The following is a 14,871-nucleotide window of genomic DNA, read 5'->3' on the forward strand; positions in this document are numbered from 1 at the left end:
TATACGTTTTCTTCTATATTCTAAAAAACGGGGTAAATTACCCCGTTTTTTTACAACCACAACCGCCTCCGGTACCACAACCACCGCCACAGCCACCCGCATCAAAAAACGGATTTCCTGTTGGAACTTTAACGGAAGAAGATACCTCAGAACCAATTGCTACACTAACTTCATCTAATAACTTCTGTAAAGCTGTTTCTGCTCTTTTAAAAGTTGCAACCTTATCATGCATATCTACAGAACGCTTTAATTCCCTCATTTTCGTCGAAACGAAAGTATAATCAGGATGATATTTACCAAAACGTTGCACTTCTTCGTATCGCTCTTTCATCGCTGTAAATTGCTGAATTAGCGTCTGGACTTCTATATCTTCTTGTAAATCCTTATAATACTTACGGTAATCTTCTGCTATATCTGAACAGATGATCGCTTTTGCAAGCTGCTCTGCCTTATCTAAAATCAATACGCTTTCCAGCGTCGCTACAATCATGAGAGACACCTCCGAGTATTCATCATAACACATTTGGAACAGAACTACTAATTGAAGTGTCTCACCTAAAAGAAAGATATGATTCTAATTACTTTTCATACAATCTCCTTGCACTCTTATACACTAATATGCTCCGCAATATTATATTTAAGAACATCCCATTTCCCGCTATTCTCTTTCACGTAGCTAATACATGCGTTTTTTAACGGCGTTTTAAATGTAATTTCATTTGGTGCAATTGCGTGTAAAATAGCTTTTATTGCATGTGAATGCGCAACAATGATAATACGTTTATCTCCATGTGCTGCTGCAACCTGTTGTAAAGCCGTAAAACAACGCTCTACGATTTCTTCATCCTGTTCCATTCCTTCTACATTACCTTCTGTAATTAACTCTCTAACGGCCGCAACTGGTTTCCCAGAAGCTTCCCCAAAATTACGTTCCATAAATCGCTCATCTAATAAAATAGATGGTAATCCAATAGCCCCAGCAATTTCCTTAGCTGTTTCTTGCGCTCTAATTAACGGGCTACTTATAATTATATCCCACGATTCCGCTTGCAAGGCAGCTGCACTTTGACTCGCTTGCTTCTTCCCAACTTCATTGAGTGGAATATCTTCGCGCCCTTGAATAATCTCTTGAAAGTTCCAATCAGTTTGTCCATGTCGTACTAAACAAATTTCCGTCATGCTGCAACTCCTTTTTTAAATAATCCGATTCTATTGTAACAAAAGTTTTGCATAACGGACATAGTTTTCCCTTCCAATTACGTCGTATTTTGCTGCTTCATATACTGGAACATATCAATCATAATTGAAGCAACGGCCAATTGATTTTGAAATTTTTCCACTTTATCTGGTATCGTTTTTTTGAAATGCTGCATGGCAGCTAACTCAAAAGCTTCTTTTTCTTCTGGGTTACGCGTCAATTTCCGGTACCAGTATGGCTGTTCCCGAATATAGCGAGCTAAATCCTCATCAGCTTTTATAAACTCCATAAGCTCTGCTCTCATTCTCTTTCCCCCTAATCCTTTTGAAAGAAAAAAGGATTATTTTCAGAAGTACTTTGTTCTTGCTGCGCACGGTTTCCTTGAAATTGTTGAATAACTTGTTGCACGCTACCAATCGCACTCGTTACATTTGCTAAATGATGTTGCATTTGTTCTACATCTAGCTTTTTAAAGAAAGAAAGCATTTGCCCCATCACATCAGCAGTTTTTTCCTCTTCTGTTCGATTTTCTTTTTCTTCTTTATTTTCTTTTACCGAAGAAAAAGCAGGTGCTCCATCAGGTCTATATGCTGTCCATATTTGATCTTCTTCACCAAGTAAGTACCATTCTTCATAAAATTGCTGCCAAGTTTTTTGACCACCTCTAACCTCATGAACCATTTTAGGGTGATGGTTTACAAACTCTTTAAACTGTTGAACCGATGGATGTAACGGCCCTTTTGTTGTTGGCATAATCCTCACCTCTTCATGTATATCTACTATATTGTAAGAAAAAAAAGGCACATGGTTCGCCTATTTTTAGACGATTCATGCACCTTTTTATCTTCCTATTTGTGGACAATTAAAGCCCGATTGGTGAAGACTAATAATCAATGAAGGATGCCCCGACTGATTAAAGTTTCATTTTATTTTCGGATAAAGTTTTGAGTATAAAATTTATCATATACCCCAACACCTAATCCAGTAAATTGTTCGTTTAATAAATTCTTTCTATGCCCCTCACTATTTAACCAACCCTGTACCGCCGCAATTCCATCACTATGTTGCGCCGCTATATTCTCACCAGCAAGTTGAAAAGCCACTTGCCCACGTTGCAAGCGATCTCCTAACGTACCAAAAGTAGGTGAATCGTGCGAAAAATAATTATTATCCTTCATATCTTTACTATGGCCAAATGCAACATCTGCAGTTTGTTGATCCAATGTTAACAACGGTAATTGATGACGACTCCGAATAATATTTGTTAAATCGAGAATTTGTTGCATATTTCCATTTTCTACTTGCTTCATTTTTTCTGGCGTCAGCGGCTGTTCCGCTATTAATTCACCTGAATAAACAAGTTGATATGGTCTTTGTCGTAATAACGTTTCATCATCCATATAACGAAGACCAACAAGCTCATGTGTAAAGTGATCAAAGTATAATTGTGCCCATCCATCTTCTACAGGTACTAGCGGTTGTTCCATTACTTCCGTATCAGATAACTCAAATTGATAACTATTCTTTCCTCTTTTTAATGAAATCTCATGTGAAAGTGGATTCTTTTTATATACCTCTTCATACTTTTCATTTATATAATAGGGAGCCACCTTAACTTGCTCACCAGCAACATACGCCGTTACAACTTTACGTTCAGCAACCCCAAATTGAACATACTGAGCTAAATCTTGATTATACACCCACCATTCATATCCATAAGCAGACGGCTCTATTCGAGATGGTTCGCCCCACTTCGCTAATAAATTCTCAGAGTCCCCACCAATCATATTTAAAACAGTGTCTGTGGATTCTTCATTTACTTGCTTCTTCTTTTTCACAATTTTATTTTCTTGCTTAGAGTGAGATGGAGTTAATATATATTGTGACACGAGTAACTTCCCGTATAAATCAACAGCTAAAATTAAAAATGTAATCATTACGATACGCAATAATTTCTTCAAACGATATACCTCCTGAACAAAGCATAAAATCGAGATATACACAAATCCTTTTATTTCCTTTTTTTGTGTGTACCGTACTCTTTTCACTATATCATATTTTCACGAAAAAAGTCTGGATTATCCCTTTTCTCGCAATATGAATTGCACTTTCTTATTATTCGTACTATTATAAAAATAATGAACTAACATTAAAATAAGGAGGTATTCTATGCAATTTACAAATACAAACTTTACTGATGCAGTCGTTGATCTAACTCTTTTAACTGAGATTATGGAAAACAATCATTTTGTACTTGCCGGACAATGGGATTACGAACGCGTTACATATGATTATAAATTTGAAATATTAAAGGATATTTATTATTTACGTGTACAAGGATTTGCTGTTGAAGGTGACATCGGCGGCAGACACGCTCAAGTAAAACTATTGCCACCCTTATTAGGAAAACATTATTATCCTCATGGCGTTGAATATGGCGATGATGAGATTTTCCCAACGAATGTACTTCAAAAAAGCGAACAACTCCTACAAAATATTGAAAAAGAGTTAAAAGAATTTCAAATTATTGAATAACAAAAAAACTAGCGCATTAACACGATGCGCTAGTTTTTATTTCGTCTGCAAATAAGGAGGTAACTCTTGCAGCTGCTCTTTATCCTTTTCACGCTCTCTACGTGCCCATTTAAAGAACACATAACCGATAATCGTACCGTACACTATTTCCTGGACAATTTTCATAATAATACCACCTGTTTGCTGGTCTTGTACTACCGGCATCCAATGTAAAAATTCTGGTCCAGTTATATTTAAATCTGATAAAGTACCCGCCGGTACACAGAGTTCCATTGCCTTCATCCAAGCGGCCGAATCTGTATATGTTGCAAATAATGGTGCAGTCGCAAAAATTATTAACGCACAAGCTGGCGTTAATAAAATACCATTAGCAAACATGTAACCAAGCTTCTTAATATCACTTAAAGTTTGATATTCTGGCAGTGGATTTAACATCGGCCACCACATCATCATTGCTGCAAAAAACAATATAGCAAGGCAAATAGGATGCGCTATTTGACTTTGTTTTACTGCATCAAAAACAATTGGCAAATGATAAAAGGAAAACAGGCCATTAAATACAAACAACGCAATAAGCGGCTTAGCAAAAAACTTTATCACAATTTGAACGAACTTAAAAGAAGTAATATAACGATATAACCAAACAGGTATACCAAGCAGTAATAACGGAGGCACCGCAATATACATTACTGCCATCTCAAACATATGTGCACTAAATATGATATGACCAATTAAATCAATAGGTCCTCCCTTTACAACATACAAAAGAACAATCCCGGTCGTAAAATAAAAAATTTGCTTCTTACTTACCTTCGTCGCATTTTCAAATCGCGTTCTATACGGTCCAATAATTAAAAAATAACTAATAAGAATCGAGATCATAAATAATAAAAAAATTGGACTCCATAAAGCTTGAAAACCAAATACCCATAAGTTTTCCATTTCCACACCTACCTTTTCAAAATTCTTATATTTCATATAAAAAGAGGGCTTTGATATATCAGAGCCCCCTACTATCACTGTTTAAATCCACACAATTGTCATAAAGGCTAATATTGTTAATAAACCAATTAACAATCCAGAGTACAAGAAGAAACTCGCCGCTTCATGCCCTTTATGACTCATATGCATGAAATAATATAACTGAAATATAACTTGAATGACTGCTAACAATAATATAAATGGAACCGAAAAAATCGGGCTAAATGTTTTCGGATATGCCACCGCTGCAAATGCAACTAATGTTAAAAAAATCATTAGTGAAAATGTAACAACTTGGTGCTTCATTTCCTCTGCACTTTTTCTCTTCCGATAAACAAGATCCACCTTAGGATTATTCGTTTGCTTAACCGCCATTGTTTATCCCACCATTCCCATCAAATATACTACAGTGAAAATAAACACCCAAACTACGTCAATAAAGTGCCAATAAATTGATGCAACATAAAACTTTGGTGCGTTGTATAAATTTAAGCCTCTCTTCGCGTTTCTAAAGATTAATGTTAAAATCCAACATAATCCAAACAACACGTGGAGCCCGTGTGTACCAACAAGAGCATAAAATGCAGAACCAAATGCACTACTTCTCATAGTATGCTTAAATTCATGCGTATAATGATAAAACTCATATATTTCAAACCCCAAAAATCCTAAGCCAAGCAACACTGTTACAAGTAACCAAAGTTGCATTTTCTTAAAGTTAAAATTTTTCATATGATACATTGCGTATACACTCGTTAAACTACTTGTTAACAAAAGCATCGTCATAATGAAAACGAGTGGCATTTGAAACATCTCTTGAGATGTTGGTCCACCATTTGTAGAGTTCTTTAACGCTAAATATGTGCCAAATAAGGAAGCGAACAACACTGTTTCGCCTCCAAGAAATAACCAAAAACCAACAAACTTATTTTTCCCCTCAAGGGTTGCTTTTTCAGGCTCTGCTGGAAATGTTTCATTCGTTAATTTCTCATCTACATGCATTACGCCTTGCCCCCCTTATCATCTAAATCTTCCTTATGAATATGATATCCATGATCATCAATTACTGAACGAAGGAACATTGTACCAAACGTAATGATTAAACCGATAATCGCTACTAATAACCAAAATTTATCTTTGCCACCCTGCATATACATCGCACCGAATGCTGCTATGAATAAGCCTAGAGAAATGATAAATGGTGAAAATGAAGCATTTGGCATATGAATATCACCGGCCGGTTCCGCTGCTGTCATCTCTTTATTACCTTCACGTTTTTCAATCCAAAACGGATCTAACCCGCGAACAAATGGCAATTGCTTAAAATTGTATTCCGGTGTAGGTGCTGGCATTGTCCATTCTAATGTACGTCCATCCCATGGATCACGGCCAGCCTTCTCTTTTGATACCGTTGTTTTTATTACATTGAATAAAAGAACAATCGTTCCAAGAGCCATAAACACAGCTCCGATAGAACTAATCATATTCCCCATTTCCAACCCTTGGCCCTCAAGATATGTGTAGTAACGACGCGGCATACCGATTAGACCTAGGAAATGCTGAATAAAGAATGTTAAATGGAAACCGATAAAGAATAACCAAAATGTTATCTTACCTAATGTTTCATTTAATACTTTATTAAACATAAGTGGCCAATAATAATGCGCACCTGCAAGTAAACCAAATACAACACCACCAACAATTACATAATGAAAGTGTGCTACTACGAAATAATTATCATGAAACTGATAATCAGCTGGTGCAGAAGCAAGCATAACACCTGTAACTCCACCCATAACGAAGGATGGAATAAAAGCTACCGCCCACATCATTGGTGTTGTAAACCTAATACTTCCACCCCACATTGTAAAGAGCCAGTTAAATATTTTAATACCCGTTGGAACTGCAATCGCCATTGTTGCAACCGAGAAGATAGCATTTGCAACAGGCCCAAGACCAACAGTAAACATATGATGCGCCCATACCATAAATCCTAAAAACCCTATTAATACTGTCGCGAACACCATAGAGGAATAACCGAATAATCGTTTTTTCGAAAATGTGGCGAAGATTTCTGAGAATATTCCGAAAGCTGGGAGTATAAGAATGTATACTTCCGGATGACCGAAGATCCAGAATAAATGCTCCCATATAATCGTGTTCCCACCTAGTGCCGGATTAAAGAAACTTGTGCCAAATAAACGATCTAACATTAAAAGTCCTAATCCTACAGTTAATGGTGGAAATGCAAATAAAATAAGTGAAGATGTTACAAATGTTGTCCATGTAAACATCGGCATGCGCATGTACGTCATCCCTGGCGCGCGCATATTAATAATTGTAACAAGGAAGTTAATACCTCCAATTAATGTACCAATACCTGATATTTGCAAGCCGAGTACATAAAAATCAACACCATGTCCTTTAGAAGCTAAAGCTAAAGATGCATACGATGTCCACCCTGCATCAGGCGCTCCTCCTAAAAACCAACTTAAATTTAAAAATAATCCACCAAAGAAAAATAACCAAAATCCGAGCGAATTCAAAAACGGGAACGCCACATCACGTGCTCCAATTTGAAGTGGTACAGCGGCGTTCATAAATGCAAACACGAGTGGCATAGCTGCGAGGAAAATCATTGTTGTACCGTGCATCGTTAATACTTGATTATAAGCATCCCCAACAAGAAAAGCATTGTTAGGAATCGCTAACTGCAGGCGAATAAATAGTGCTTCTATTCCACCTATTACAAAAAACAATCCACCTGCAATTAAATAGAGAATGGCAATCTTTTTATGGTCTACTGTCGTTAAATAATCCCATATGACAGCACCCATCCCCTGTTTTTTTGCTACAGAACTCACGTTTTCAACCTCCCCTTCGCAAATGATCCCTCTTTATTTTTCAATCTTTAACGTTTGTAAATATGCATTTAATGCATTAATTTGATCATCCGTTAAGTTGCCATATTTACCAGTCATTTTATTACCTGGTTTCATATTTTCAGGATCTTTGAGCCATTTTTTTAAGTTCTCTTCATTATTTTCGGCAATACCAGCAACCATATCGCGATCTGCGAAGTTTGCTAAGTTCGGTGCGATACGAGCAGAAGGTGGTCTACTATCATTTGATCCAACTGCATGACAACCAATACAGCTTTTATTAAATATTTCTTGACCCTCTTGCGCCTTTGTAGAAGCTACTTCTTTTTTTCCATCAATCTTCTTCATGTCAGCAAGCCACTTTTTGTACTCGCTTTCATCCAGAGCTTTCACTTTGAACTGCATTAAAGAATGTGATGGGCCACAAAATTCTGTACAAAAACCATTATAAGTGCCCGATTTATCTGCCTTTAACCACATTTTGTTTACATTATCTGTATTTGTATCCATTTTCCCAGCTAAAGATGGAACCCAAAACGAATGTTTAATATCGGCACCCTTCAAATTCAAATACACTTTCTTACCTGTGGGGATAACTAAATCTTGAGAAGTTACTATTTTTTCTGATTTATAAGAAAATTCCCACCAATAAAGATTCGCTGTTACATCAACAACGATAGTATCTTTATCAATATTCTTTTTCTCCATCGCACTTACATCAGCAAGCTTGAATGTATATGTAACAGTCGGAACAGCCAAGATTAACAAAAGAATAATCGGAATGACTGTCCATATAATTTCTAGTTTGTGATTTCCTTCAACTTGCTCTGGAATATAATCTTCCTCACCCTTTTTTTGTCGGAAACGCACAATTACATATAAGAAAATAATAGTAACTACAAGTACTACTCCTACCATGATTGCACTCGCTAGTAAGAGCAAATCATATTGCATTTTTGCTACTTCCCCTTGCGGAATTAAAGTAGACTGAAAAGCTTTACCGCATCCCCCTAACAGTAAAGCCAGCAGTGAAACGAACGAAAGCAGTCGCCACTGTTTCTTCATACAAACAACCCCCACTTTCTTTGTGAATTAGATTGTACTTTATAGTTAAGTAAAGTAAATCTCAACGTAAAGAAATCCAATCATGTCGTTGTCTTAGAAGAATGTAACTACAATCATTGACACAAATAAGATTGTTAAGTAATTCAGGGAATAAACAAACATTTTTACGGACCACTTGATGTCATCTTGCTGACGGAAGCCATAAAGCCCTAATGCGATCCATCCGATGTTAAGCAATGTTGCAATTACCATGAATGTTATTCCAAGTCCACTCATATAAAATGGTAGTGGTAATAAACATACTGTCCAAATCATAATCTGACGTTTCGTAATATCAAATCCCTGTACAACAGGAAGCATTGGGATTCCTGCATTTCGATATTCATCAACACGCTTCATCGCTAATGCGAGGAAATGTGGGATTTGCCAAATAAACATAATTAAAAATAACATCCAAGCAATTGGATGATTTAAAGACGGATCAATTGCCGCCCATCCAATTAAAGGTGGAACTGCTCCTGATATACTACCTACAACAGTATTTAACGTATATTTTCTCTTCGTCCATAACGTATATAAAACAACATATGTGAAGGCACCAATAAATGAGATTAACACTGCCATCGGTGTAGTAAGTAATAAAAATGCAAAGCCAAGAAGTAAAATTACAAGTCCAAATGCAAGTGCAAAGCCAGGTTTATATTTACCTGTTACCGTTGGACGGTTTTTTGTTCTTTCCATTAATGGATCGATATCTCGGTCAATGTAGTTATTTAAACAACATACCCCTGCCATAATTAATGCCGAACCAACGATTGTGAAAAATAACTTATCTAGATTGTCCATAACACTCAATCCATTAAAATGTAAAGCCAACCAAAATCCTGTAAATACAGTAAGTGTATTTGAGTTTACAATCCCCATTTTAACGAGCGCTGATAAATCTTGTAACCGAGTTGTTTCCGGTACAATTGAAACAGCTGACTCATCATGCAGCTCACTTGTTGCATGGTTCATCACTTTAACCCCCTCTTAAACCTATCATCTTTCTAAGCATATATTTCATGTGAAATATTTCGCTTCTATATAGCAATATTATTACAGTAGAAATATTGTTAACCCATTCTACTACTAATCTACGCCCATACTCCAATATATTAAATCACATTTCCCGAACATTTTGTGAAGAAAACATGAACTTTTTGTGTCGAACGTTAAAAAACTTTATTCTAATTTATCCTTATCATAACATGATGTTATCTTCTATAATAAACTATTTTGTCATATTTAGCATGTATTCTCCCCATTTCTTTTCAAAATAGCCTAAATTCCTCCTAAAATATGTATTTAAAATCCCATTTTTTTCTTTATAATACGTACGTTGTCCTCGCCCTCCATTTCTTTGCTATTTTATTATTTTTTATATATCATAGGACTGTAGCACGTTTTATTCTATACATAATGGAATGAAAATATTTCGCAATAACTTCATAGCAGAAAGATGGTGAAAGAGATTGCAACGCTTTATTAAATGGTTAGCAGTCATTACAAGTCTCGATTTATTAGTAGTTTTACTAGGAGGCGCTTTAGTTACAAAAACGGGTTCAGGCCAAGGATGCGGCAAATCATGGCCTCTTTGTAACGGTGAATTTGTTCCATCTAATTTATCAATGGAGACTATTATTGAGCTAAGTCACCGCTTAACATCTGGATCAGCAGGAATCCTTGTTACTCTTCTTTGTATCTTGTCCTGGAAATATTATAAACATGTGCGCGAAACAAAGACGTTAGCAATTTTATCCTTCGTATTTTTAGTTGCACAAGCATTAATGGGGGCGGCGGCGGTTGTTTGGGGTCAAATGCCTGCTGTATTAGCTATTCATTTCGGTATTTCCTTAATTTCATTTGCTTCTGTCATCTTGTTAACGTGTCTTATTTTTGAAATTGATCAGAAATTTGATGCACGTTCACTTATTATGGACAAAAAAATGAAATTTCATATTTATGGTGTAACAATTTACAGTTATATCGTTGTCTACACAGGAGCTTTAGTACGTCACGAACGAGCTACCTTAGCCTGTCCAGACTTCCCTTTATGTAGCAAAAATAGACCTATGCCAACTCAACTACATGAGTGGGTTCAAATGGGACATAGAGTTGCAGCGATGTTAATTTTCGCTTGGATACTATATGCGATGATTATCGCTATTCGCCATTACAAGCAGCAGCGTGTAGTATACTGGGGATGGATTATTTCATTTATCCTTGTTACACTTCAAGCTATAGTAGGGATTTTAGTCGTATTTACAAATGCTAGTTTAGCAATGGCATTATTACATTCGCTCTTCATTTCTTGCCTGTTTGCTGTACTATGCTATTTAGTTATGATAGGTACAAGAAGTACAGTCAATGCAAAAGAAACTGAATCAACTTCTAAGCAAACAAAGTAAAACTATAATACCTTGCCAATTCGGCAAGGTATTATTTACACACAAAAAAGAGCTGCTTTCGCACAGCTCTTTTTCTTTATTTTAATGATCTAATTCAATGAGTAAATCTCCCGTTTGAATTGCATCCCCATCATTTACATATACTTTTTTCACTTTACCACTAAATGGCGCTTGAACCGTCGTTTCCATTTTCATAGCTTCTGTAATTGCCATGGAATCACCTTTTTTCACTTCATCGCCTTCTTTTACAACTACTTTAATAACAGTTCCCGGCATCGTTGCGCTAATATGATTTGGATTTTCACGATTCCCCTTCACACGCTGTGCAACAGTTGATTTCACGCTTTCATCTTTCACTACGATTTCACGCGGTTGTCCATTAAACTCCAGGTAAAGTACACGATTTCCATCTGGCTGTGGCTCCCCAATGGAAACTAGTTTAACCATCAATGTTTTACCTTGCTCGATTTCCACATCAATTTCTTCACCAAGTCTCATACCATAGAAGAATGTCGGTGTATCAAGCACAGATACATTTCCATAAATCCCAGCAACTTTTTCGTAGTCCATAAATACTTTTGGATACAATGCATATGCGACTACATCAAAAATTGTTACTTCGCGTCCAAGTTTGTGGAATAACTCTTCTTTTAAAGCATCGAAATCTACTGGTTCTAATAATTCACCCGGTCTTACTGTTAATGGCTCTTTCCCTTTTAAAATAATTTTTTGTAATTCTTTCGGGAAACCACCATATGGTTGTCCTAAATCTCCAGAGAACATTTCAACAACAGATCCTGGGAAGTCCATAGCATGTCCACGTTCTAAAATATCTTGTTCTGTTAGGTGATTTTGAACCATAAATAATGCCATATCACCGACAACTTTAGATGATGGTGTTACTTTTACAATGTCGCCAAACATATCATTAACACGGCGATACATCACTTTAACTTCATCAAAGCGATCTCCTAAGCCAACCGCTTTTGCTTGTTGTTGAAGATTACTATACTGTCCACCCGGCATTTCATGCATATATACCTCTGTGTGAGGAGCATTCATACCACTTTCAAATGGAGCATAATATTTTCGTACATCTTCCCAATAATGAGATAGTTTTTCTAATGAGTCTATATTAACATCTGGCTGTCTTTCGTTTCCACCTAACGCATAGTATAGTGTATTCGCACTTGGTTGTGACGTTTGACCAGCCATTGAACTCACCGCTACATCGACAATATCAACACCCGCTTCAATTGCCTTTGTATACGTTAAAATACCATTTCCGCTCGTATCGTGTGTGTGCAGGTGAATTGGAATCGACACCGTCTCTTTTAATGCTGAAACTAAATCATATGCTGCGTTTGGCTTTAGTAAGCCCGCCATATCTTTAATTCCTAAAATGTGAGCTCCTGATGCTTCCAACTCTTTTGCTAAATTTTTATAATAATTTAAATCATATTTACTGCGTAACGGATCATGAATGTCTCCTGTGTAACACATTGTTGCTTCTGCAATCTTACCAGTATCTCGTACAGCATCAATTGCAACTCTCATGCCTTCTACCCAATTTAAGCTATCAAAAATACGGAACACATCAATTCCGGCTTGCGCGGAACATTCTACAAATTTTTGAATTAAATTATCTGGATAGTTTTTGTATCCAACTGCGTTTGAAGAACGAAGTAACATTTGGAATAAAACGTTTGGCATTTTTTCACGAAGATCTAGTAATCGTTCCCATGGATCTTCTTTCAAGAAACGATATGCAACATCAAACGTTGCACCGCCCCACATTTCTGCTGAGAATAAGTTTGGTAACATTCTCGCTGTCGGCTCTGCAATGTGATGTAAATCTTTTGTACGAACACGAGTTGCAAGTAATGACTGATGTGCATCACGGAATGTTGTATCAGTTAAAAGTACACGCTTTTGATCTTGTACCCACTTTACTAATCCATCCGCTCCACGCTCATCCAAAATTTGTTTCGTTCCATTTTGCATTGGCTCTGAGTGTATCACATTTGGTATACGAGCATCTGGGAAAATTGGTTTCTCTTTTTTCCCTACTCCTGGGAAGCCATTTACTGTTACTGTACCAATATAATTTAACATTTTTGTTCCGCGGTCTTTACGTTTCGGGAACAAGAATAGTTCAGGTGACGCGTCAATAAATGAAGTGTCATATTCTCCTGATAAGAAGTTTTTATGTTTTACTACATTCTCTAGGAATGGAATATTCGTTTTAATACCACGAATACGGAATTCTTTTAAGTTACGTTCCATTTTTGCAGCGGCTTGTTCAAAAGTAAGTGCCCAAGTAGTAACTTTTACAAGTAAAGAATCGTAGTACGGTGTAATAACTGCACCTTGGAAACTATTACCTGTATCAAGACGAACACCAAAACCACCGCCTGATCGGTACGCCATAATTTTTCCTGTATCAGGCATAAAGTTATTAAGTGGGTCTTCTGTCGTTACACGAGATTGGATTGCAAATCCATGCACAACCACTTCCTCTTGCTTAGGAACACCTATCATTTTGCTATGTAATGCATGTCCATCAGCTATTAAAATTTGCGATTGAACGATATCCACTCCTGTAATCATCTCTGTAATCGTATGTTCAACTTGAACACGTGGGTTTACTTCAATGAAGTAAAACTCATCACCTTTTACAAGGAATTCTACCGTTCCAGCATTTAAATAATTTACATTTTTCGTTAACTTTACTGCAGCATCACAAATACGCTGACGCAAATCATCTGAAAGCGACACGCTCGGTGCAATTTCAACTACTTTTTGATGGCGTCGTTGTACAGAGCAATCACGCTCATACAAATGAACAACATTACCTTCTTCATCTGCTAAAATTTGTACTTCTATATGTTTAGGTTTTTCAACGAATTTTTCAACGTACACTTCATCATTACCAAAGGCTGCTTTTGCTTCTGATTTCGCGCGATTATACGATTCTCTTAATTCTTCACTAGCACGTACAATACGCATACCGCGACCGCCGCCACCAAGGGATGCTTTAATAATAATCGGGTAATCATACTTTTCAGCAAATTCTTCAACTTCTTCTATTGAATTTACTGGACCATCACTACCAGGAATAATTGGAATTTGTGCTAGCTGCGCTTGTGTTCTTGCTTTAACTTTATCTCCAAACATGTCTAAATGCTTACTTTTTGGACCGATAAAGATAATCCCTTCTTCTTCACAACGTTTTGCAAATTGAATATTTTCTGACAAGAAACCATATCCAGGGTGGATTGCATCTACATGATTACTTTTCGCAATCTCAATAATGCCTTCAATATCTAGATAAGCATCAATTGGCTTTTTCCCTTCCCCAACTAAATAGGACTCATCGGCTTTATAGCGATGATAAGAACCGCTATCCTCTTTAGAATAGATCGCAACTGTGTTTAATCCAAGTTCTGAACATGCTCGGAACACACGAATTGCTATCTCTCCACGGTTAGCTACCAATACTTTTTGAATACGTTGCAGCTTTGTCATGATTTTCCCCCTCTATTTTCCTACCACTCTAGAGATAAAATACATACACACTCTAAAGAGCGTGAAGTTCTTCACTTTCTACATTATATTATACTTAGAAAGCTTCACTTTATTTTTATCCATCATACCTTATTTTTCAACAAATGATAAGTTTTCTGATCAATTTGTTTCACAAAAATAGTATAGCATACCTCTTCCTTTTCTAACAACAATATTGTATATCACATTCACT

At 36.5% G+C, this 14,871-nt stretch carries 14 protein-coding genes; 2 read left to right on the plus strand and 12 right to left on the minus strand.

Annotated features, from left to right (window positions below):
* Window positions 1-37: 37 nt before the first annotated feature.
* The 5 genes from MKY90_RS20010 to MKY90_RS20030 form a co-directional block, all read right to left on the minus strand.
* Window positions 38-490 (minus strand): YlbF family regulator, encoded by a 453-nt coding sequence (locus MKY90_RS20010; RefSeq protein WP_002014765.1) that lies wholly within the window; start codon window positions 488-490, stop codon window positions 38-40.
* A 116-nt stretch (window positions 491-606) separates the two neighbouring features.
* Entirely contained in the window at window positions 607-1,179 is a 573-nt protein-coding gene (locus MKY90_RS20015; RefSeq protein ID WP_002014767.1) for a histidine phosphatase family protein, read from the minus strand.
* Window positions 1,180-1,256: 77 nt separating this feature from the next.
* Window positions 1,257-1,502: a YlbE-like family protein gene (locus MKY90_RS20020; protein ID WP_002014770.1), complete on the minus strand. Its 246-nt coding sequence runs from the start codon at window positions 1,500-1,502 to the stop codon at window positions 1,257-1,259.
* Between the two features lie 11 nt (window positions 1,503-1,513).
* Window positions 1,514-1,951 carry a YlbD family protein gene (locus MKY90_RS20025; RefSeq protein WP_002014771.1) on the minus strand — a complete coding sequence of 146 codons (438 nt, stop codon included), beginning with the start codon at window positions 1,949-1,951 and terminating at the stop codon, window positions 1,514-1,516.
* Window positions 1,952-2,124: 173 nt separating this feature from the next.
* Window positions 2,125-3,159, minus strand: coding sequence for a CAP domain-containing protein (locus tag MKY90_RS20030; RefSeq protein ID WP_002088298.1), 1,035 nt, complete (start codon window positions 3,157-3,159; stop codon window positions 2,125-2,127).
* A 208-nt stretch (window positions 3,160-3,367) separates the two neighbouring features.
* On the opposite strand from MKY90_RS20030, the gene MKY90_RS20035 reads away from it, so the two are divergent.
* Window positions 3,368-3,733: a YugN family protein gene (locus MKY90_RS20035; protein WP_002014773.1), complete on the plus strand. Its 366-nt coding sequence runs from the start codon at window positions 3,368-3,370 to the stop codon at window positions 3,731-3,733.
* Between the two features lie 36 nt (window positions 3,734-3,769).
* Here the strand turns inward: MKY90_RS20035 and ctaG are convergent, their stop codons facing one another.
* The 6 genes from ctaG to cyoE form a co-directional block, all read right to left on the minus strand.
* Window positions 3,770-4,675, minus strand: a complete 906-nt coding sequence (gene ctaG, locus MKY90_RS20040; protein WP_012261616.1) for a cytochrome c oxidase assembly factor CtaG — start codon at window positions 4,673-4,675, stop codon at window positions 3,770-3,772.
* 81 nt (window positions 4,676-4,756) lie between these two features.
* Complete coding sequence (gene ctaF / locus MKY90_RS20045) at window positions 4,757-5,089, minus strand: cytochrome c oxidase subunit IVB (RefSeq protein ID WP_002014776.1); 333 nt, start codon at window positions 5,087-5,089, stop codon at window positions 4,757-4,759.
* Window positions 5,090-5,092: 3 nt separating this feature from the next.
* Window positions 5,093-5,716 carry a cytochrome c oxidase subunit III gene (ctaE, locus tag MKY90_RS20050; RefSeq protein ID WP_000557861.1) on the minus strand — a complete coding sequence of 208 codons (624 nt, stop codon included), beginning with the start codon at window positions 5,714-5,716 and terminating at the stop codon, window positions 5,093-5,095.
* The gene (ctaD, locus tag MKY90_RS20055) at window positions 5,716-7,551 is read right to left on the minus strand and encodes a cytochrome c oxidase subunit I (protein WP_176126945.1); all 1,836 of its coding nucleotides are present in this window, start codon (window positions 7,549-7,551) and stop codon (window positions 5,716-5,718) included. The genes ctaE and ctaD overlap by 1 nt, the downstream gene beginning before the upstream one ends.
* Window positions 7,552-7,611: 60 nt before the next feature.
* A complete protein-coding gene (gene coxB, locus MKY90_RS20060; RefSeq protein WP_002088304.1) occupies window positions 7,612-8,661 on the minus strand; it encodes a cytochrome c oxidase subunit II in 1,050 nt (349 codons plus the stop codon).
* 93 nt (window positions 8,662-8,754) lie between these two features.
* Window positions 8,755-9,678: a heme o synthase gene (gene cyoE, locus MKY90_RS20065; RefSeq protein ID WP_002033731.1), complete on the minus strand. Its 924-nt coding sequence runs from the start codon at window positions 9,676-9,678 to the stop codon at window positions 8,755-8,757.
* Window positions 9,679-10,175: 497 nt separating this feature from the next.
* Here cyoE and ctaA point away from each other — a divergent pair, with 497 nt between their 5' ends.
* Window positions 10,176-11,111, plus strand: coding sequence for a heme A synthase (gene ctaA, locus MKY90_RS20070; RefSeq protein WP_002014781.1), 936 nt, complete (start codon window positions 10,176-10,178; stop codon window positions 11,109-11,111).
* 81 nt (window positions 11,112-11,192) lie between these two features.
* On the opposite strand, the gene pyc is transcribed toward ctaA, so the two are convergent.
* Window positions 11,193-14,639: a pyruvate carboxylase gene (pyc, locus tag MKY90_RS20075; protein WP_078204451.1), complete on the minus strand. Its 3,447-nt coding sequence runs from the start codon at window positions 14,637-14,639 to the stop codon at window positions 11,193-11,195.
* Window positions 14,640-14,871: the final 232 nt, after the last annotated feature.

This window comes from Bacillus sp. FSL P2-0099 (assembly GCF_038007445.1).
Taxonomy (GTDB): domain Bacteria; phylum Bacillota; class Bacilli; order Bacillales; family Bacillaceae_G; genus Bacillus_A; species Bacillus_A mycoides.